Origin of the sequence: Hominisplanchenecus murintestinalis (genome assembly GCF_943193015.1) — a bacterium.
Classification (GTDB): Bacteria; Bacillota; Clostridia; order Lachnospirales; family Lachnospiraceae; genus Hominisplanchenecus_A; species Hominisplanchenecus_A murintestinalis.
This window is the reverse complement of sequence record NZ_CALPCM010000001.1, coordinates 70,570-89,926: the sequence shown is the minus strand read 5'-3', so window position 1 is coordinate 89,926 and position 19,357 is coordinate 70,570. Positions and strand designations below refer to the sequence as shown.

The following is a 19,357-nucleotide window of genomic DNA, read 5'->3' as shown; positions in this document are numbered from 1 at the left end:
GCTCTTCCTCACTTTTCTAATTTGCAAAGCACCAGCTATGCAGCCTTTTTTGCGCTAATATCTGAAAAATTACTGCAGAAGGCTTAATACGCTCTGCGGTACTGCATTTGCCTGAGCCAGCATAGACTGAGAAGCCTGCATAAGAATATTATTCTTTGTAAACTGCGTAATCTCATCCGGCATATCTGTATCGCGGATACGGGACTCTGCGTCTGTCAGGTTCTCAGCAGTGATATCCAGGTTTGCAATCGTATGCTCAAGCCTGTTCTGCTTAGCACCAAGCTCTGCACGGAATTCAGATACTGTATCAATAGCAGCCTTAATTGTAGTGATTGCTTTATTCGCTGCTGTTACGCCTGTTACATTAAGGCTGTCAACACCAATTCCATCTGCAGTCATAGCCTGACCTGTCAGTTCCATTGTCTCGCCTTCACTTGGTCCAATCTGGAACTGAGCTTTGCTAGTACCATTCAGTGAATAAACACCGTTAAAGTTTGTATTTTCTGCAATACGGTTAATCTCAAGCAACAGCTCGTCAACTTCTGCCTGGATATTTCCCTGAGCAGTACTATTATAAGTACCGTTAGCGCCCTGGGTTGCCAATGTTGACATACGCTGAAGCATAGCGTGAACTTCTGTCAGCGCACCCTCTGCTGTTTTGATTAAGCCGATAGCATCCTCTGCATTCTTGGATGCCTGATTCAGACCTCTGATCTGAGACCTCATCTGCTCGGAAATTGCCAGACCTGCCGCGTCATCGCCTGCACGGTTGATTCTGTAACCGGAAGACAATTTCTCAAGATTTCCGTTCAAACTAGACTGATTGATACCTAAGTTTCTGTAAGAGTTAAGTGCTCCAATATTATGCTGAATTACCATAAATGTACCTCCTTGTTTTATAAATATCTATGGGAACCTCCCTGTCCCCATCACTACCCACGCGGGCCCTGCATGTGTAGCCTACATAACTGTAAGGTATAAACTGTAGTATTCCCACTTGATTTACCTTACATATACATCTATCGTCACTGCTTCGGAAAATATAAGCATTTTCACAAAAAAAATTAAACTTTTTTCCCAAGGCTTTCCATCCGCCTGAGCGCCGGCTCATATCCCTCTTCTGCCGCAGCCTGGTAACAGCGGATAGCCTGTTCTATCTGCCCGGACACTTCGTACCATACACCCAGATTATAATTTGCCAGAAAAGAACCTGTCCCTACCACACCTCTGCTCCAGGGCTGCTCCCCGATTTCCAGACAACGCAGATAACATTCCCGAATCTTCGGGAGATATCCCAGGTATCTCTGAACATCCGACAATACCAGCTTCATATAAAAGAGTCCGCACACAAACATAAAATCTGACAGCTGTGCAAGCTCTTTTTCTTCCTTTTGAGCCACTGCCAATGCTTCCCTCAGCGAATCACTATCCCCTGCATCCATCAATGTATATAAATACAAAACAATTCCCTGTCTGCGATACTCTAATCCCGGAGATGAAAGCCGGTAAAATTCCCTGAAATGCACTAAACTCTCCTGTGTTCTCTTCAAGTTCCGCAGCGTATATGCCAGTTGAAACCGACAGTACCCATCTCCAGGACTCTCTTTTACCATTCGCTCCAGATAAGGAAGATTTCTCTCGCCCTTATCCGTATACAAATAGCCGTCGTGATCGACGGCCAAAGGAAGCGGAAAACACGGCCAGGAAGTATCCGGCTGTTCATGAATGATTCCTTTATATCTGATTCCCCGCGGAAGCATTCTTGGAATCGCATCCACGCTTACACGAATTTCTTCCCCTTCCCGATAAGAATTGTACTGAAGTATTCCTCCCATCCAGCGCTGCCCGTGTTTTCGCACCAAACTTTCTATTTCCTCCCTGCTGCACGGCCGAAGAATCTCGTCACCGTCCAACACCAGATTCCAATCAGCATCCGAATGGGACAGCGCAAAGTTCCTGGCCGCTGAAAAATCACCTATCCACGGAAATTCCAGCACCTGCGCTCCCATCCGGGATGCAATCTCCCGCGTGGCGTCATCCGATCCTGTATCAGCGATAATCATATGATCTACCAGAGGCTTTGCCGCCCTTAAGCACTTCTCCAGCGTACGTTCTTCATTTTTTACAATCATTACAAGATTCAGCTTCATATTCTTCCTTTATCTGATATCAAGTTCTCCTGTGTGTAACTGACGCTGGTATACAAACTGCCGGATATCCATCTCCGCTCCCTCAGGCAAGTCCGCAAACCGGCATCCATATCCAAAATAATCATCCGTGATTCTCTTTGCCCAAAGCGTCACCGCCTGCAGCTTCCAGTTCTTTCCCACAAAATTGTGATAGAATGAAAAAAGCTCATTCTTACTCATAGGCTTTGAGGTCGTAATGTACACACCCCCGGCGCTGATATTCTCTATGACACCGTAGAAATCTCCCTGCTTTGCCGAGCTGAACAGTTTCTCCAGCTTCAGCTTTACCCGAATATCTTTCTGCCGCTGTACAGTCTCAAGCACCTTCAGTATTTTACATCTGCCTTCCCAGGCTTCCTTTCTTTGCAGATAGTTTGGATTCTTTCGGAATGTAATCTCACAGAAAGTTCGCAAATACCCCAGCTGCGTATCAAAAAAATCCACGAGAAGCTTGCCCTTCGCAAATTCCGGATTCTTTTCAAAATAAAGCATAATGGACTCCCCGGCAACTTCCACCCGGCCTTTCATCAGAATCTTCCCGCCTGGTCCATACAAAATACATCTCTCACATTCTTTCAAAACCATAGAAGCAAACACCTCCTTCTTATACATAAAGTATCCGTCATATACCGATTAGAGTGTCAGTGCTCCTATCTGGTTATCCATATTTATCATCATCTGGATACGCATGAGCTGTATCATATTGACGAAAGTCGCCTTGTCCATCGTGATGCTCTCGCCGTCCTGGGATATTCCAAAGCTTCCCCAGCCTCCCATTCCTAAACCGGAAAGACTGTAAGAGGAAAGATTGGAAAGTCCTGTCCCCTGGTTTATGTAGGCAGAATTCAATCCTGTATCTGTAGTTCCGGTATTTACGGTGCGGTTCGCTGAAAGTGAGCTGTCATCCATATAAGAAAGAACTGTCTTCACATAATTCTGAGTTTCTGAATATGGGGGAATGCCATTGTATTTCTCAACGGCATTTGGCCCCGCATTATAAGCTGCCAGCGCCAGGCTCGCGTCGCCGTTAAACCGTTCCAAGTTTTCTTTTAAGTATTTCGCGCCGCCCATGATATTCTGTCGGGCGTCATAAGGGTTCGTGACTCCCAGAGACTGGGCTGTCGCCGGCATCAACTGCATCACGCCGATCGCTCCCGCTCCTGAAACTGCGTTTGGGTTGAACCCGGACTCCGCTTTTGCAACTGCCTTAAGCAACTGGGCAGGTACTCCGTAAGTCTTTGCCGCTTCCTCAAAAATATCGTCCATGCTTGTCTGGCCGCTTGCCTTTTTCAAAGCTGTCTGAAAATCTGAGTCAGCCGTTTTTATTGTAGGAGATGTATTCGTTGTATTTAATGCAGATGTGTTCAATCCCGCCATCGCCAGCTTAATGCTGTCTGCTGCAGATAATGTACTCATTCCTATACTCCTTCCTGTAATTGCGCTTCTGCGTCTATACTATAAGCATTGCTGTACACTCTATATTAATTACAGCAACCCATAATATTTATTATATTATCTTATCTATTGCTGAATTGCAAGGATTTTTCATCAGATTCCCTCTGTTTCTTTCTCCTCCTGTAGTTCAGGAACTTTCTGTCCCCCCGTAAATCCCAGAAAATAGATATAAATATCCACGATTGCCTGATACAACTCCTCAGGTATTTCTGCCCCCAGCTTCAGCTGTGTCAACAGTGTAGCCAGGGAACCGTCCTCATAAACAGGAACCCCTGCTTCCATGGCTGTTTCCGTAATTTTCTCCGCCATATATCCCATTCCGGACGCTACGATTACAGGAGCCCCGTTTTTTTCCGGGTCATATTTCAGCGCTACGGCTTTCTGTTTCATTAGAGCATCAAATTCTGACATTAATTGTTCTCTCCTTTTCCCTGATTTCCGGGAACACTTCTTCTATCCGGCTTTCCCTCACCCGTTCCTGCACCTGGATACGTTTCAGATCCATACCATTATCTTTCATGATTCCGCCCACTTTTTCCCGGATATCTGATTCTTTCTTCTGCAAAGCCCTCGGAACATAAAGCTGCATATCCACCTGCCTGTTCTGCAGCGCCAAAACCATTTCAAATTTCCCAAGGCTCTGTATATCAAACTTCAGAAGCATTTTTATCTTTCGGCTTCCTGTTTCTACTCCCCGCTCACTGTCCGGATCTACCCAGGCTTCCGACATTACTTTCTGTTCCTGGTATTGAAACGGAAATAAAATATGCATTAAAGGCATGTATACGCTTTCATTTAATAAAAGTCCATTCAACATCGTGTAGAACTGCTGGATATTCTCCAATCCTGCCTGTCCGTTTGCTCCACGCAGCAGCATTTCCGCCAGTGCATCAGCCGGAAGATTTGTATGCCCTCTGGATGCAGCCAGCAAAGCAGACATATCTGCGCCCGCATCTCCCGGATAAAGCCTTGCAAATTCCCGATTTGCCATCATGCGTTCAAACAGGCGGGTCAGCTGCTCCATCCCGCCATTTTCATACCGTACCGCATTAAATATCAACAGCATAGACGCATCTCGTATAGAGCCGAAATCATGGGTTTTCGATATATAATCGGATAAAAACGGAATTAACTTTCCATTTAATATACCTGTATTATACTGTGTATCACCGTTCATCGCTTCCCAGTTCATAGCGTCCGCCAGCTGACGGAACTCTTCCCGGAACTGGCTCAGCATCAGCTTTTCAATATCTCCTGCCAAATTCTGCATCTGCCTCAGCAAATGTGTCCCTGATGAATAATCGTTATAAACTTTCAAAAAATCTCCCAAAGCTTCCCGCAGACTCTCTGAAATATTTTGTGAAAACAGGGAGCGCAGGCTGTCAAACAACGTCCCTGAGAACTTAAGCTGTCCTCCTGCCTGCCCTTTCAAATATGCCATCAATTCTTCCGGAGAACTTATCTGCAGGGAAGCCAGAAAATTTCTGGCAGCCTCCTCTGCCTGTCCTGCCTCCCGAAATGCCGCCATATCTGAGAAGAAAAGCCTCTCCAGAGCTGCCGGAAGACCACTCGTTCCTTCCTCCAGGCTTTTTATGAAAGCGCCATAATTACTCTCGTAATCGATAACACTGTACGCTCCTTCTCCTGCACCTGAAGTCCTGCCGCCTTCCCGTCCGTCCGTCCGGACTACCCGGGTGGGGTCAATCGGATTTTGTATCCGCGTATTGTTCTGACTGGTTCTTGGATCCTGTGTGTTTATATTCGCCCGGTTATCATTCATGCCAGGATTAGTTACCTGTAAAATATTTGCCATAACGCCTCCATTAGAAATAAGGTCACAAGTATATCTATATATATCGGCAATTCCCTATTAAACATTAGGTTTTCAAGGATTATTTTTTTATCCTCTATGTTTGATTTCACTTTTTTATGCAAAATCCTTATTTTGTGCCGGAATGTGCCGATATAAGAAAATATAGTGTAGTTTGTATTTAACAGGAGAAGAGAAGTACTCTGCTCCAGAAGGGAGGGTGCCATGAACATCACATTTCAGACTACCAATGTAAATTATCAGCTTCAGATGCCTGCAATTGAGCTATCAAATGAAAGAAAAGCTCCATCCCTTGCAGAACCATCCGAAATATCCAGCAATTATGATAAGGTTACGATTACAAAAAATCAGCCAAGGAAAATTTTATCGGATGACAGTGAGTTTGCCCGTATACTTTCCCGCCGATGTGCAAATGCCCTGGACAGGGAAGCAGATACAGAGAAAGTTTTTCAGCTGCAGAATGAAGTTGCCGCAGGTGCATACCGGATTGATCCGGAACGTATAGCCGAGAAGCTTTTAGGCTACGCATAAGCCATTTATTCATATATTAATATAGGAAGGCAGGCAGGATTATGACAGAGCATTCTTTTGAGGACTTTACTGCTGTTATACAGTCTTTAATCAAAGTCACCGATAAGATTACCTTGATTGAAAGGGAAAAGGCGGCAGCGGCAGCAGATAGAAAACATGAGTTACTTGATAACTGTATTCAGGAGGAACAGGCTGTCCTGCTCCAGCTCCGGGGACTGGAACAGAAACGTTTCCGGCTGATGGAAGGGCTTGGATGGAAGGATTTGACATTTCGCCAGCTTCTGAAACGGGTCTCCCCGGAAAAACAGCAGATTCTTTCACCGCTGTTTGACGATCTGGACAGAAAGCTGAAAGCTCTGACATCCGCAAAAGAAGATGCCGACAGGATGATACTTACCAGGGTTCGGGAATTGGAAATTTTCTTGTCCCGCAGTGAGAATCCATCTTACAGCCCTGACGGTACAGCGGAAGCTCCGCGGTCTTTTTCCCAGAAAGATACTTACGTTTAATATTTCTCATACAGGAGGATTTATATTATGGTACGAGCAAGTTTTGCAGGTTTTACCACTGCTCTCTCAGCCCTTCAGGTCAGCCAGAAACGGCTGGACATTACAGGGCAGAATTTAGCAAATATGCACACGGAAGGATATACCAGACAGCAGCTGGACGTTGTCAGCATTAACAGCACCAGCCCATCTTCTGCTTATATCAGCCGGAATACCGCTTTTACAGGATTTGGCGTAGGGATTACGGGTGTTTCACAGCTCCGTGATCCGCTTTTGGACGCCCAGTACCGCTCACAGATGACGAAATCCGGCTATACTGACGCCTATCAGAATTCCCTGGATAGCCTGTCAAATATTCTTGATGAATCTCAGATAAAAGGGCTTCGTCAGGCGCTGGCAAACATCCGCTCTACCTTGACTGATATGCAGGATCCTTCAAAAGCGCTGGATTCCGCTTACGAAGTAGAGTTAAGGAATGACATGGAGTCTTTCACAAATCTTTTAAACGACGCCGCCAGAGAAATTAAAAAAGCGGAACAGACCGAGTATGAGCGTCTGGACGGTGAAACTACAAACCGAAACGGCGCAGTTCAGACGGTAAATGATATGCTTCTTCAGATTGCCACCCTGAATCGTCAGATTAAGGGAAATGAAGTCGTAGGACAAAACAGTAACGAGCTTAAGGATACCAGAAATCTTCTTCTTGACAAGCTTGCAAGTTATCTTCCGATTGAAGTAACTTATTTTAAAGATTTTTCTCATGATGGCCTTGACGCTGACGGAAATGCCCTTGATAATGAGCTTTATGATATCTCTTCTGCCGGAAACCTTCTGGCAAAAAAAGACTGGCCTGAAGATGTCAGGGTTGATCTGGTTTATAAAGATGAAAACGGTGTAACGCAGCGTCTGACACTCGTAAACGGCTCCGAAGGAACGGTTGCCGAAAATTATGGAAATCTCTCCATTACACGACCGGATGACGATGTGCATCAGACTGCGATTACGATTACAGGCTCTGCAACCGGACCGGACGGAAAACCCCAGAACCCTGCTTCTATCACTATCACTGCTCCTGCAAACGACGGCCCGGAACTTACCGGCGGTTCTATTCAGGCTTCTCTTGATATGCTTGGACATGATGGGGTAAATACCGGACTTACAAGAGGGTATCAGTATTATATGGATCAGTTGGATTTGCTGGCGAAATCCTTTGTTGACACAATTAACGGTATTAATACGACCGGAGCAAATAACGGCAATATGATTTTGTTGGAAGGCGATAAAGCTTCTAATGTTGGAATTACTAAAGAATGGTCTGCGGGTCTGGTGCACATAACTTCTCCTGAGGATAGCAAAACCGGAAATATCCTCAATATGCTGGAAGCCATGTCATCACATTATGACAGTCTGAATGGAAACTCCTTTTCAGGATTTATCAGCCATGTTTCCACGACCCTTGCCAGTGATTCTTACGCAAACCTGATGAATGTCAAATCAAATAGCATCATGCAAAACGGAATTCAGAATGCACGGGACTCTGTCTCCGGCGTTAGTATGGATGAAGAAGCTGCTGGCATGATGACTTATATGGCCGCGTACAATGCAGCTTCCCGTCTGATGACCACTTTGGACGAAGCGCTTGATAAACTGATTAATGGCACCGGCACTGTCGGACGTTAATAAAAAAAATAAAAGGAGGTTTACACCATGCGTGTTACAAATACATCAATCTATCGGAATTTTACTTTCACTGCTAATGATTTGCACAGCAAACTTATCAAAAGTTTCTCTAAAATCGGCGGAAACAGTAAAAAATATGAAAGCGCTGCTGAAAATCCATTAGCTTACTATGAAGGGCTTAATATGGATACTCATTTCCAGGATTTAGAGAGCAAAGTTTCACTGATTAAGGATGTAAAACACCGTATGTATCAGCAGGAGCTGGGCGCCCGCGCTATCCAGTCGGCTCTGACTGGTGACAAGGGCTCCAAGTTCCAGATTGAAAAGGCGCTGAATGCAACTTCAGATCATACTTCTACACTTAGCGCTGTCAGGGATGAACTGACACAGTCACAGCACGAAATCGTAAATGCCCTGAATGTACAGTATCAGAATATTTATGTTTTCGGCGGGAATGACTCTTCCCAGGCTCCATTCTATCTTAGTGAAGATGGAAAAACTCTCACCTACCGTCATCTGTTCCCCGGTGACAAAACAACTACAGACATCACTATGACCCTCACGAAACAGACTGACGGCAGTTATGAATATGTGATTGATGATATTGACAGTGTCGTAAAGGCTATGACTGAACAGGGTGTGATGGACTTAGGATATGGCTATATCGGTGACAGGGATTCTCTGATTGATACCTACACTGGCGGATTGAATGTTCTTACAGGAATTACCTCCAAAACGGCTCGCGATATGATAAGTCTTGGAAAAACAGATGATTTGAAAGCTCTTATCCAGGAACGGATGAATGGCAGCGCCATCGCACTTACAGGGCAGGCAGCTTTTGCTGTTCAGGATTATATTGATAATCCTACGCAGGATGGATTAAACACTATGAATAAAGTTCTTGGCGACACTCTGTCAGAGATAGATGCATCTTCTATCCGTTTAGGTACTATTTACGAGGAGCTAGGTATTAAATACAGCCGTTTGGATGATACACATACACGATTGCTTTCTGTTCAGGATTCTCTGACCGAAGCTTATGCCGATAAACTGGGCGCTGACCCCTATGAAGCAATTATGGAAATGGTTTCTAACCAGTATTCTTATAATGCTGCTCTTCAGGTTGGTACTAAATTAATGGAAACATCTTTATTTGATTTTATGCGCTAAAAATATAGTTACTTGTGAAAGGAGGTAACAATTATGGCACAGCTTTTAAACATTTCGACGGATTCTTTTAAAGCAGTGAGGTTCTCTGAAAATGCACGTCTTGTTTCAGAAGATTCTTTGGATATTGAGAGAAGGAAGGCTATGGCACGCCATAAGGCGTTTGCACAGCGTGTCGGAGCAAGTACGAATGTTCGTGATGTATCTAACATTAACCGTGCATTCTCTGGTTCTCACCGTGCTCCGGCGCCGAAACCTGTACACACACCTCAGTCTTTCGTATCCGGTACGGCCGCACAGCCGATGACTCCTGCTCCCTCTGCCAACCGGATAAATTCCGGAGCCGATATTGTACAAAAAGCTCCTATCTCTGTTTCGGATGCGAATATTAATTATTCGCCTGATCAGGCACAAGCTTCTTACAATGTAGAAAGAGGCGCTTTTGAGATGCGTGTTGCAAGCGGCAGCTTATCCTTTGTTCCGGCTCTTTCTATGACAATTATTACTCAGTATCCGGATGTGCATTTTGAATATACAGGCGGTTTTAATTATTTCCCTGAATCGGCAGATCCCGGACAGCAGCTCAATTTATCTGTATAGGAGAGTTTTGCTTATGTTGATACAAACTGATTATTATGGTGAAGTTGAATATACAGAGGAAGATCTTATCATATTCCCGGATGGTCTGTTTGGCTTTCCAAATTTGAAAAAGTATCTTCCCCTGTATCTGAGTCACAATGATGATTCTATCATTTTACTGCAATCTGTAGAGGAGTCTTTGATTTGCTTTGCTATGTTGAATCCGATATATTTATGTCCGGACTATACTCCATACCTTAGCTCAGAAGAATTATCTTTTCTTAATGTTTCAGACAGTGAAGAATTGTGCTATTATACACTATGCACCGTGCGAGATAATTACTTGGATACTACAGTAAACCTGAAAGCTCCTCTTGCGATAAATCCTGAAACACATATTGGTATGCAGGTAATTTTGACGAATTCCGAATATGGAATTCGTCATCAGATACGTTCTTTCCAAACTGTTTGCCCAGCAGAAAATTCAACAGATAGGAGTGCTGATTATGCTGATTCTCAGACGTAAGAAGAATGAAAGCTTTTTAATAGGTGGAAATGTCCGTATTACGATTATTGACTGTGCTACTGATGGCGTACGTGTCGCCATTGATGCGCCAAAACAGATTTCTATTCTCCGGGAAGAGCTTTCAGAAATGGAACAAGCTACAAAGAGCGCTGTCATCCCGGCGGATATCCATTCCTTATGTTCCCTGCAGTCTATGCTTCATTCCAATGAAACAGATGATTGTGATGCATAAGCAGAAAAAGCAGTACGGAGAAATATTTCTTTTTTAAGAAAACATTTCTCCGTACTGCTTTTTCTAATCTTCATGATTACTTCTCTTGCCTTTTTAATGCTCTTTTCAATATCCGCAATCCCCTGCAGCACCAGAAAAATGGCAGCAACACAGGAAGTCTCTCCAATTTAGGATAAATCGTACACATATAATGATAATCCGGAAATACCCAGCGCAGCATCTTACGGAATTCTGCACGGCTTTCCTTCCGCTTCTCTTTTAAAATATTCTTCTCCTCTTTCTTCTGTGCCTTGGCTTTCGCTTTCTGAATCTGTTCTGCCAATTGAAGCGCCTGCTCATTTTTCTCCTGATTATCAGAATCTTGCCCCATAAGCAATATACGATTTTCCAACATGTCAAATACAGTCATATCCTCTTTCTGCTCCAGCTTTTTAAGCTCTGCTTTACTTCCAAACCAAAAGTATGAAAGCTCCAAAAGCTTCCAGGATAAATCCTCTATTCCCAAATCCTTCATCTGAGCCTGGATATTTTCCAAGCTTAAGCTGTCCTTGATTTTTCTATGGAACATCATCAAATCCAGCATCTCCCACAGCTTTAAACTGTCCGTCACGTAACGGTATGATGCGCGCGCCATGCGGAACAGGAAATCACTTTCCAAGGGAAGTACAGGTATCCCTTCCGGAAATCCCTCTTCTTCTTCTGCCGTATCCATCAGCCACGAAGCCTCCTTCTGGAAGGCCGGAACTATAAAAGGCAGTGTATGATAAATTTCCACTTCAATCCCCTGTTCTTTCACCATAGACTCCCCAAACCCCTGAAAGGTGTTTGCCGTCTCATATCCCAAATCAATCAAGAAGCCTTTCACCATAGAGTAACTGGATTTGTCTGTCAGAAGGCCCAGAGGGCGCTTTCCTGCCATTTCAGGCAATGGGTACAAACTGCGTACCCTGGAGTTTGAAAACACAATGCAGAATGCCTTTTTCTCACTAAGCAGCTTCAGCAGCGTCTGCTCTTCCGCTTCACACTTTACACCATATTGCAGAGCCTCCTGATAACGCAGAAAAAAGCGTTGACTCCATCTGTCCGGCAACACTTCTCCATTTCCTAATAGACCAAGGTACATAACAGGCGCTATCCGATGATAATCTGCCAGCCGATATATCCTTTCCCAGTCGATTCTGTTATGTACAATTTTTAAATTCTCCTGCCGAACGACATTGGCAGTAATTTCTGCCAAAAAGCGTCCCTCATACAACAATTGTTTCATCCCTGTTTTCTCCTTAACGCCAGGGTATTTGCAATAATACACTGTCCTCAGGCATTTTGCCGGGAATCAATCATAAAATGATTGATTCCCGGCAACACTCCGATTGATTTTTCTATCCTCTTCCTGAAGCTTTTTAATCAACGCCTGTGTCTTCTGCCTAATTTCAAAAATTTTCCGTTCCTCATACCCTGGACCAGCTGTTTCACGAAATGGATCACAAGTCAATAAATGCCTTAATTCCTCTGTCTCAGAGACGCCTTCCTCCCCCGTCTTCCAGATTTCTTCCATGCACTCATCTAATCTTCCCATCTCATCTGCACGCATTTGAAGCAGCATATTAACGGATACTTCATCCCTTCGCGAAAGGGCATCTGCCAGTTCAGCAGTCAGCCGGCTTATCCCCTGGATAAGTGACAACCGCCGCTGAACCAAAATCATAACTTTTTCTTTGTTAAGAGCCATCTTCTCTCCTATCCCCGGACTCCAAGATCATGCTGCATCGCTCTGCCACCGCTCATACCTACTGTATGCCATGCCTGGTCGAAGGCTTCCTTCAAACCTGATAATATCTGACGAATACGTGGAATTTCATCCTTCCGTCTTTCCCGTCCGGCCTGCAGACGGCCAATATCATAAAGCACATACTGATAAATTTCTCTTAATTCCTGGCTAATTGGCTGTTCCAGATCTAAAATCTGTATCAAATACTGCACAATCATAAACGTCCGATTTAGCGCTTTATCAAAATTCCCGTAATCTTTATCTTCCAGCGCGTATCCTGCTCTCGCTAACCGCTTATCTGCTTCTTCAAACAACAGAAGCACCAGCTCCGGTCCCGACATAGAAAGAATACTCTTTTCCTTATATTTCTGATATGCGTTCATCTAATCCTCTCTTTAGCCCTGAAGCTGAGACAAATACCCCGACTGCGTATTCAGTTTATTAATCATCGTTTCCATGGAAGTGAACTGTTTAATATAACGATCTTCTTCACTGGAAAGCCTCTCCTGAAGAGTTGCAATCATATCCTGAATAGATTCAATCTCTCTGTATATATAGTTATCCATGACAGACATCGGTACTTTAGGCGAACCTGCTTCCTCTACCAGACGTCCATAAGAACCGCCATTCCTGGTTCCGTAACGGGTCGCATACGGCGTCATCCTATCCTGCATGGACTGGGCCAAGCCCTTTGAAGAAGTCCCCTCTCCAGTAAATACCTTTGCAACCTTATCCGGTTCTGTAGACATCGCCTGTTTGAATTTCGTCTCATTAAATTCAATCTTTCCGCCATCCATATAATTGCTGGAAACGCTGATGCCCATTTCCTCCAAATCATCGTAGGAAATACCGGTTCCCATCAAATCCGTTAAAAAGCTCTGAAGGCTGCCGCTCAAATCACGCATCGTACCGTCGTTAAATAGCAGACCCTGTTTCGCCTTTTTCTCCCAACGCTCAATTTCTGCTTCCGTCATCTCTGCCTTCTGTTCATCCGTAAGCGGACCATAAGATTTATCCGGCTTTGAAGTAATCTGTGTATTTACCTCTTCTACCAGCGCATTATATTCCTCGAAGAACTTTGATACAAGTTCTGTCACTCCATCCACATCTGCCTGTGCATTAAAAGTAACTGCCTGGGAACTATCCAGATTTCCTGCCGCGTCATATCCAAATTTACCTGTTACGGATACCTTTAATCCCTCTAAATCGAAAGTATTGGAGGAACGCGTTAAATTCACTACAGTCCCATCTCCATAGCTTACGGCAATCTCCGCATCCTGTCCTGCCACAAATCCGGCGTCCTCATTATCCGGATCTGCCATAAAGAGCTTCTTTCCCAGTTCACTTCCGCTCACATCAATCTGCCTGCCCGCGCCCGTCTCAGACGATACCAGCATCAGCTGTCCTGTAGAATCTACATAAGAAGCTTTTACGCCTGCCTCCGGCGTTGCATTAATCTTAGATATAATATCCTTGACTGTACTCTTCGCAGTCAGTCCCTCAATCTTTACACCATTGATCACCAAATCCAGATTTCCGTTGGCATCTGTATAATTACTCATATCATCCTTGCTGATTCCCAGGTTTGCCTTATCCAGCGTAGCATAAGTATTCACTTTGTTTGACGCACCGTACATAATGCCAAGCGCATCCTTAACATTCGCGTCAAAAGAAGTGATTGTAACCGTAGAAGCATCATTCTTTGTACTGAATGCCAATGTATCCTTTCCGTCAACATTTGTAAGCTCTGCCTTTACATTGCCCGTACCAAACGCCCTGTCAAGACGCACCTGGAGATTCTCTGCCATCTTTGCAAGCCTCTCTTCTCCGGTTAATGTAGAATCTTTAAATAAAGTATCATATTCTTCCTGGGTAATCAACTCTATATCTTTTGAAGTACCGTCATAATTAAAAGTAACTTTCTTTCCGGTAAAGTACTCGTCTGCCTTATAGGTCTTGCGGTAAGAATCTGCAAAATTTCCTACATTGTCATTAAACTTATTGAAAGAAATCCCTTCCTTATCTGCCTCCGCATCTACCTGATACCCCAATGCTCCTAATGCCGTAGAAGTTGAACGCATCACATAATTTGTAGACTTTTTACCATCCGTACTGATATTAATCTTTCCATTTTCATATTTAAATTCCATGACATCGAAAATCTTATCTTCCCCAAGCATAACATCAGAATTTTTCAGCGCTGCATTCAGCTCGTCTACCAGTCCTTCGATATCATCTGTCGTATAATCAATGTAATGTTCTGTTCCACTCTCATCCTTATAAGATGTTGGCATGGTAAATGTAGTGGTATTATTAAATTTACCTCCATCTAACGGAGTCCACACGCCAAAACGAAGCTGCGTATCCTTCAGATTAGAAATATTTACTTCCTGATCCATCGAATTTAGCGTTGTAGAAAGTTTTCCGACATTGCTTGCTGATCTTCGGCTGGCGGTAGTTGCCAGCTGCTTTACGCCTAATATGGACAGATTATCTATCATCGAGGAAGTCCCTGATGCTTTCACAAACCTTGTATACTTCTCATCCCCAATAGCTGTAATCTGATTTCTTGCAAATAATGATGCACTCTTTAAACATTTAGAAGATGAATATGTGAAATATTTGTCATCCAAGTCAATAATCTTACCGCTGACGCTCTGGTATGCTTCCTGTTTCCACAGGAGGGTCTGCATCTTATTCCGCTGTGTTGTAATCTTTGAGGTTGTCCCCGCTGTCATCGCTTCAATCATCGCATCCCTGTCGATTCCTGACGCCATGCCGCCAAATCCTCTGAGGCTTGTATTTCCCAAACTATTTACCTTTGCCATATAAATATCTCTCCTTTCAAGATAGTTTGAACAATCTTAATATACTTAATATACAAAATTCTATATTGTATTTATCGGCAAATCCCTCAAAAAGATAATACCCGACAGATGATTTTCCCGCGATTAATCATGACGGGGGTGTTCTCTCACTGCAACGCAGGAACGTATGATTTCCGTCAAAATCCGTATTTTATATTTATTCTCATAGTAATTCATGCCAGATGTCCCGAAGCCGCTCTTTGCTGCCACGTATTTCGCCGGAAGCCGCGTAAGCGTAAGCGCTTCTACATCTGCCCGACATCTCTCGCACCGGCACACTTTGTACTGTTCCATATATTTATTAATATCCTGCCGTTTCAGCAGTTCTTCCATCACATTTATAAAAGAAGACTCCTTCACTGCAGTCTTTTCCGGAGCTGCTTCCTCCTTTGCTTCCACATCTGCTGTTTTTCCTTCTGCCGTCACGGTCGGCATTTCTGTCCTCTCCGGCACTGAAGCTTCCTCTTTTATCACCGGAGCTTCCGGCTGTGCCGCAGGCGTCTCTGTTGGGGACGCTGAAACTTCCTCTTTCACGGCAGGTATCTCTGTCTGCCCCATAGAAATCTCCGGTTCCGGCATGGAAACCTCTTCTTTTGCTGCCGGAATCTTTGCCTTTGCTGCAGACGCAGGTTTCACCTCTGCTGAATCTGCCTGGGAAACCTCATTTTCCAACTGTTCCAGAATACTCTTTTCCAACTGTTCATTGCCGCTCTCGTCCACTACTGTGACTGTTGCAGCAGCAGCCACAGGAGCCGCGGCCTGATTTTCCGCAGGAATCTTATTTTCTTCTGCGCTTCCTTCGTCCTGGGCCGCCGGACTTTTCGTCAAAAGATTCAGTACGTGGGCAGTTTTATTCGTTTTCTTCGCCATGTTCTGTTCCTCCCTTTAGATGAATCGTCTCCGCTATCTCATCAATAAATTCCAGATAATCCTGTACAGCTCCGGAACGCGGATTATATGTAAAGATACTCTCGCCGTGAGCCGGCGCTTCTGCGATTGCCACTCCCGGACGAATCTTACTCTTAAATACTACCGTTCCCATCTGATCCGCAAGCTGTGCCGCAAGTTCATCTACATCTCTCGACAAAAGAGTCCTGCGGTTATAGCGGGTAAGCAGAATTCCCAGAACCTTCAGCTCTGAATTGAAAAGGCTCCGAACAGATTCCACTGTCTCCCAAAGCTGGGAAAGCCCCACCAGGCTAAGGATATCAGCCACCATGGGGATAATCAAAAAATCAGAGACTGCATACGCATTAGCCGTCAGCAGATTCAATGCCGGCGGCGTGTCAATAATAATATAATCATATTGTTCCTGAACAGGAGCTATCGCTTTTTTTAGTATAAATTCCCGTTCACTGGAAACCTGTTCCATCCCATTATTACTCAGAGTAATATCTGAAATCAGCATATCGCAGGTGTCAGCATGGCACACCGCCTCCTCTATGGAAACCGTGCCGTTCAGCACATCCAGCACTGTATGTGCATTTTCCATATCGGCTCCCAGACAGAATCCCAAATTTCCCTGGGGATCTAAATCGATACATAGCACTTTGTTTCCTCTGTCCGCAATGCCGGCGGCCAGAGCCGCAGATGTGGTAGTTTTTCCCACTCCGCCTTTCTGGTTTGATACAGTAATAATCGTAGCCAATTTGACACCTCCAAAATTTTCTGACGCGCTTTATCCTTTCAGCGAATTAATCGTACCTACAATCTCATCCGATGTAAGAACCATCTTCAAAGCATAAGAATATGCTCTCTGGCTCTCAATCATACGAGTAAGCTCCATGGACATGTCTGTCCCCGAGCTTTCCAATGCACACTGAGCCAGTTCCGGATTTTTGACAAGCGAAGGTCGCATTGTGTCTTCGGACGGCACATACTCATTATTGCTGGTACTCATCAGACGGCTCGGATTCTCAAAGGTGTAAACCCCAACCTGCTGCAGAAGCGGCGTATCCTTTGCCCCCCGCCCTTCTACCACAATTGGTTTCTTATTTCTGTCCAGAACCAGCTTCCCGGCATCTGTCATCAAATAGAATCTATCGCCAATCTGACCTCTGTGAAAATGTCCGTCCCTGGTATAACTTACTTCATTTGTGCCTCTGTCCCTTACCATAAAGAACGAATTATCCTCCATGATAGCAAAATCCAGCTCACTGTTCGATGCAACCGGCGTCGATGCCGCAAATGTAGTATATGTATTCTGAGTGCGCACACCGGCTCCGGCCTGAAGCTCTGTAACTGCATCCTCTGAATCGTTCAGATTATACTGTATTAAATCAGAAAACACCGCTGTCTTGGGCTTAAACCCTCCATTATTAATATTTGCAAGGTTATTGCCCACAACATCCAACTTATTCAGGCTTGCCTTAGCTCCCAGTGCCCCTGTATAAAATGATGAATACATTGCTGATTTTCCTCCTTAATCGGTTTATAAGCTTCCAACTTCACTTGCTGATTTTCCCATCACCTGGTCATAAAGCCTGAGAACCTGGGCGGCACTCTGCAGCGCCCTCTGTGATGACATCATATTTGTCATCTCATCCACCATGTTCACATTCGCCCTCTCCAGGCATTTCCAGGCAATCGCCGTGTCATTTCCTACCTGTCTCCCATTCTGGTCTGTAGAAAACATGCCGTTGTCTTCTTTGTGAAGATTCTCATAATTCTCAAAATCCACCACCCGGATACTTCCCAGGGTAGTTCGCCTTACTTTTCCCCTGACAGTCTCCTCTACCGTGATGTTACCTCTATTATCTACGTTAAAGTTCTCATTGTCAATCTTTATCGGACGATTATTTTTACCCAAGACGCGTCCCTGGTCATTCAGTACCAGATATCCCTGGTTATCCACGGAAAAAGAACCGTCCCTGGTATATCTCACTCCATCTTCTGTCTGTATACAGAAAAATCCTCTTCCCTGGATGGCAAAATCATAAATCCCCTCTGTAGGCTCCATAGAACCTTGTTCATAATCCACATATGTCCTGCTCGCCGTCCGTATTTTTGAGGTCACGGCCAGTTCTTCCCTATTTTCTTTCGCCCGTCTGCCTGTACGGTAAAGCATTTCTTCCTGGAAGGTACTGCTCACCATTGTATCTTTCTTGTAGCCCGCCGTCTGAATATTTGCCATATTATTGCTGACTACATTCAGGTTTCTGCTCTGGGTAAGCATACCGGATGTTAAATTATAAAATCCCTGATACATATTTTCCTCCTTTCCACCCGCACTTCCTGCGGCTGGCTATCACATATATTTACTCATATATTGTTTTAACTTGCGTATGGCAGCGCTGTGAAGCTGCGAAACCCTCGGCTCACTCACCGCCATTACCTGAGCAATCTGCCCCATGTTCAGTTCTTCCACATAGTACAGGGAAACTACCAGCTTCTCTTTCTCCTTCAAGCTGTTAATCGCCTCCACCAGCATCTGGCGTGTCTCCCCTTTGATAAATACTGCCTCTGGCTGAGAGCCGGGCGCTTTGTCCGCCAGCTGTATAGACTGGTTCGTGTCATCATCCTGAATCATATCCAGGGAAAGCACATTCATGATACTGCTCATGCTCTGTATCTTACGGAATTTCTTTACGTCTGTCTGAACCGCCTGTGCAAGCTCTTCTTCCGTAGGCTCACGTCCCAGCGTACTCATAAGGGAAACTCTCGCTTCCTCTATCGCCCGGCTGTTCTTCCTGAAATCCCTGGGCATCCAGTCATTTTGGCGCATCAAATCAATGATCATTCCCCGGATGCGCCTTGAGATAAAGGTTTCAAATTTAATATTCATCGCAGGGTCATAACGTTCCAGCCCTTTCATGATGGCAATTACGCCCTCATTGATGATATCTTCCATCTGCAGGGAGCCGGCATACGTATTCCTCATCTGGACTGCTATACTTTTTACTATATACAGATAGCGCATCGTGAGTTCCTGCTTAACCTCTATCTTCTTTTCTTCCAGATACATATGCAGCAGCTCATCATTGGTCTTTTCCTTTAAGTAATCCCATTCTCCCATATCTTCACCCA

Annotated in this window: 22 protein-coding genes; 7 read left to right on the top strand and 15 right to left on the bottom strand. The window is 44.5% G+C overall.

The genetic code is table 11. The annotated features are described in order from the left end of the window. Positions 1-69: 69 nt before the first annotated feature. The 6 genes from NFR99_RS00395 to NFR99_RS00370 all read right to left on the bottom strand — a co-directional run bounded on the left by NFR99_RS00395 (position 70) and on the right by NFR99_RS00370 (position 5,457). The gene (locus NFR99_RS00395) at positions 70-879 is read right to left on the bottom strand and encodes a flagellin N-terminal helical domain-containing protein (protein WP_251352139.1); all 810 of its coding nucleotides are present in this window, start codon (positions 877-879) and stop codon (positions 70-72) included. A gap of 185 nt (positions 880-1,064) precedes the next feature. After that, a complete protein-coding gene (locus NFR99_RS00390; protein ID WP_251352138.1) occupies positions 1,065-2,150 on the bottom strand; it encodes a glycosyltransferase family 2 protein in 1,086 nt (361 codons plus the stop codon). 9 nt (positions 2,151-2,159) lie between these two features. Continuing rightward, complete coding sequence (locus NFR99_RS00385; protein WP_120481013.1) at positions 2,160-2,801, bottom strand: PilZ domain-containing protein; 642 nt, start codon at positions 2,799-2,801, stop codon at positions 2,160-2,162. Positions 2,802-2,822: 21 nt separating this feature from the next. Then, positions 2,823-3,605, bottom strand: a complete 783-nt coding sequence (locus NFR99_RS15300) for a lytic transglycosylase domain-containing protein (RefSeq protein ID WP_158604766.1) — start codon at positions 3,603-3,605, stop codon at positions 2,823-2,825. Between the two features lie 132 nt (positions 3,606-3,737). After that, positions 3,738-4,055, bottom strand: coding sequence for an EscU/YscU/HrcU family type III secretion system export apparatus switch protein (locus tag NFR99_RS00375; RefSeq protein ID WP_120481014.1), 318 nt, complete (start codon positions 4,053-4,055; stop codon positions 3,738-3,740). After that, entirely contained in the window at positions 4,042-5,457 is a 1,416-nt protein-coding gene (locus NFR99_RS00370; RefSeq protein ID WP_251352137.1) for a hypothetical protein, read from the bottom strand. Before NFR99_RS00370 ends, NFR99_RS00375 begins: the two co-directional genes overlap by 14 nt. Positions 5,458-5,679: 222 nt before the next feature. On the opposite strand from NFR99_RS00370, the gene NFR99_RS00365 reads away from it, so the two are divergent. The 7 genes from NFR99_RS00365 to NFR99_RS00335 are packed head-to-tail and all read left to right on the top strand — an operon-like array spanning position 5,680 to position 10,696. Next, the gene (locus NFR99_RS00365; protein WP_120481016.1) at positions 5,680-6,006 is read left to right on the top strand and encodes a flagellar biosynthesis anti-sigma factor FlgM; all 327 of its coding nucleotides are present in this window, start codon (positions 5,680-5,682) and stop codon (positions 6,004-6,006) included. A gap of 41 nt (positions 6,007-6,047) precedes the next feature. Beyond that, the gene (gene flgN / locus NFR99_RS00360) at positions 6,048-6,515 is read left to right on the top strand and encodes a flagellar export chaperone FlgN (protein ID WP_120481017.1); all 468 of its coding nucleotides are present in this window, start codon (positions 6,048-6,050) and stop codon (positions 6,513-6,515) included. Positions 6,516-6,542: 27 nt separating this feature from the next. Further along, positions 6,543-8,192: a flagellar hook-associated protein FlgK gene (locus NFR99_RS00355; RefSeq protein ID WP_251352135.1), complete on the top strand. Its 1,650-nt coding sequence runs from the start codon at positions 6,543-6,545 to the stop codon at positions 8,190-8,192. Positions 8,193-8,219: 27 nt separating this feature from the next. Beyond that, positions 8,220-9,362 carry a flagellin gene (locus tag NFR99_RS00350; protein WP_251352134.1) on the top strand — a complete coding sequence of 381 codons (1,143 nt, stop codon included), beginning with the start codon at positions 8,220-8,222 and terminating at the stop codon, positions 9,360-9,362. A 33-nt stretch (positions 9,363-9,395) separates the two neighbouring features. Continuing rightward, a complete protein-coding gene (locus NFR99_RS00345; protein WP_251352133.1) occupies positions 9,396-9,959 on the top strand; it encodes a hypothetical protein in 564 nt (187 codons plus the stop codon). Positions 9,960-9,972: 13 nt separating this feature from the next. Continuing rightward, a complete protein-coding gene (fliW, locus tag NFR99_RS00340; RefSeq protein WP_251352128.1) occupies positions 9,973-10,464 on the top strand; it encodes a flagellar assembly protein FliW in 492 nt (163 codons plus the stop codon). Beyond that, a complete protein-coding gene (locus NFR99_RS00335; protein WP_120481022.1) occupies positions 10,445-10,696 on the top strand; it encodes a carbon storage regulator in 252 nt (83 codons plus the stop codon). The genes fliW and NFR99_RS00335 overlap by 20 nt, the downstream gene beginning before the upstream one ends. A gap of 76 nt (positions 10,697-10,772) precedes the next feature. Here the strand turns inward: NFR99_RS00335 and NFR99_RS00330 are convergent, their stop codons facing one another. The 9 genes from NFR99_RS00330 to NFR99_RS00290 all read right to left on the bottom strand — a co-directional run bounded on the left by NFR99_RS00330 (position 10,773) and on the right by NFR99_RS00290 (position 19,346). Beyond that, positions 10,773-11,963, bottom strand: a complete 1,191-nt coding sequence (locus NFR99_RS00330) for a nucleotidyltransferase family protein (protein ID WP_251352124.1) — start codon at positions 11,961-11,963, stop codon at positions 10,773-10,775. A 66-nt stretch (positions 11,964-12,029) separates the two neighbouring features. Next, entirely contained in the window at positions 12,030-12,425 is a 396-nt protein-coding gene (locus NFR99_RS00325; protein WP_251352122.1) for a hypothetical protein, read from the bottom strand. A gap of 8 nt (positions 12,426-12,433) precedes the next feature. Continuing rightward, positions 12,434-12,847 carry a flagellar export chaperone FliS gene (locus NFR99_RS00320; protein WP_135974890.1) on the bottom strand — a complete coding sequence of 138 codons (414 nt, stop codon included), beginning with the start codon at positions 12,845-12,847 and terminating at the stop codon, positions 12,434-12,436. 12 nt (positions 12,848-12,859) lie between these two features. Next, a complete protein-coding gene (gene fliD, locus NFR99_RS00315) occupies positions 12,860-15,292 on the bottom strand; it encodes a flagellar filament capping protein FliD (protein WP_251352120.1) in 2,433 nt (810 codons plus the stop codon). A 123-nt stretch (positions 15,293-15,415) separates the two neighbouring features. Then, entirely contained in the window at positions 15,416-16,201 is a 786-nt protein-coding gene (locus NFR99_RS00310; RefSeq protein WP_120481027.1) for a late competence development ComFB family protein, read from the bottom strand. Continuing rightward, positions 16,182-16,979: a ParA family protein gene (locus tag NFR99_RS00305; protein WP_120481028.1), complete on the bottom strand. Its 798-nt coding sequence runs from the start codon at positions 16,977-16,979 to the stop codon at positions 16,182-16,184. The genes NFR99_RS00310 and NFR99_RS00305 overlap by 20 nt, the downstream gene beginning before the upstream one ends. A 30-nt stretch (positions 16,980-17,009) precedes the next feature. Then, entirely contained in the window at positions 17,010-17,738 is a 729-nt protein-coding gene (locus NFR99_RS00300) for a flagellar hook-basal body protein (protein ID WP_120481029.1), read from the bottom strand. Positions 17,739-17,762: 24 nt separating this feature from the next. After that, positions 17,763-18,539, bottom strand: coding sequence for a flagellar hook-basal body protein (locus NFR99_RS00295; RefSeq protein ID WP_120481030.1), 777 nt, complete (start codon positions 18,537-18,539; stop codon positions 17,763-17,765). Positions 18,540-18,578: 39 nt separating this feature from the next. Further along, the gene (locus tag NFR99_RS00290; protein ID WP_120481031.1) at positions 18,579-19,346 is read right to left on the bottom strand and encodes a sigma-70 family RNA polymerase sigma factor; all 768 of its coding nucleotides are present in this window, start codon (positions 19,344-19,346) and stop codon (positions 18,579-18,581) included. Positions 19,347-19,357: the final 11 nt, after the last annotated feature.

Coding starts and splice junctions, on each gene's coding strand:
- NFR99_RS00395 (WP_251352139.1), bottom strand. CDS start 879: ATGGTAATTCAGCATAATATTGGAGCACTTAACTCTTACAGAAACTTA.
- NFR99_RS00390 (WP_251352138.1), bottom strand. CDS start 2,150: ATGAAGCTGAATCTTGTAATGATTGTAAAAAATGAAGAACGTACGCTG.
- NFR99_RS00385 (WP_120481013.1), bottom strand. CDS start 2,801: ATGTATAAGAAGGAGGTGTTTGCTTCTATGGTTTTGAAAGAATGTGAG.
- NFR99_RS15300 (WP_158604766.1), bottom strand. CDS start 3,605: ATGAGTACATTATCTGCAGCAGACAGCATTAAGCTGGCGATGGCGGGA.
- NFR99_RS00375 (WP_120481014.1), bottom strand. CDS start 4,055: ATGTCAGAATTTGATGCTCTAATGAAACAGAAAGCCGTAGCGCTGAAA.
- NFR99_RS00370 (WP_251352137.1), bottom strand. CDS start 5,457: ATGGCAAATATTTTACAGGTAACTAATCCTGGCATGAATGATAACCGG.
- NFR99_RS00365 (WP_120481016.1), top strand. CDS start 5,680: ATGAACATCACATTTCAGACTACCAATGTAAATTATCAGCTTCAGATG.
- flgN (WP_120481017.1), top strand. CDS start 6,048: ATGACAGAGCATTCTTTTGAGGACTTTACTGCTGTTATACAGTCTTTA.
- NFR99_RS00355 (WP_251352135.1), top strand. CDS start 6,543: ATGGTACGAGCAAGTTTTGCAGGTTTTACCACTGCTCTCTCAGCCCTT.
- NFR99_RS00350 (WP_251352134.1), top strand. CDS start 8,220: ATGCGTGTTACAAATACATCAATCTATCGGAATTTTACTTTCACTGCT.
- NFR99_RS00345 (WP_251352133.1), top strand. CDS start 9,396: ATGGCACAGCTTTTAAACATTTCGACGGATTCTTTTAAAGCAGTGAGG.
- fliW (WP_251352128.1), top strand. CDS start 9,973: ATGTTGATACAAACTGATTATTATGGTGAAGTTGAATATACAGAGGAA.
- NFR99_RS00335 (WP_120481022.1), top strand. CDS start 10,445: ATGCTGATTCTCAGACGTAAGAAGAATGAAAGCTTTTTAATAGGTGGA.
- NFR99_RS00330 (WP_251352124.1), bottom strand. CDS start 11,963: ATGAAACAATTGTTGTATGAGGGACGCTTTTTGGCAGAAATTACTGCC.
- NFR99_RS00325 (WP_251352122.1), bottom strand. CDS start 12,425: ATGGCTCTTAACAAAGAAAAAGTTATGATTTTGGTTCAGCGGCGGTTG.
- NFR99_RS00320 (WP_135974890.1), bottom strand. CDS start 12,847: ATGAACGCATATCAGAAATATAAGGAAAAGAGTATTCTTTCTATGTCG.
- fliD (WP_251352120.1), bottom strand. CDS start 15,292: ATGGCAAAGGTAAATAGTTTGGGAAATACAAGCCTCAGAGGATTTGGC.
- NFR99_RS00310 (WP_120481027.1), bottom strand. CDS start 16,201: ATGGCGAAGAAAACGAATAAAACTGCCCACGTACTGAATCTTTTGACG.
- NFR99_RS00300 (WP_120481029.1), bottom strand. CDS start 17,738: ATGTATTCATCATTTTATACAGGGGCACTGGGAGCTAAGGCAAGCCTG.
- NFR99_RS00295 (WP_120481030.1), bottom strand. CDS start 18,539: ATGTATCAGGGATTTTATAATTTAACATCCGGTATGCTTACCCAGAGC.
- NFR99_RS00290 (WP_120481031.1), bottom strand. CDS start 19,346: ATGGGAGAATGGGATTACTTAAAGGAAAAGACCAATGATGAGCTGCTG.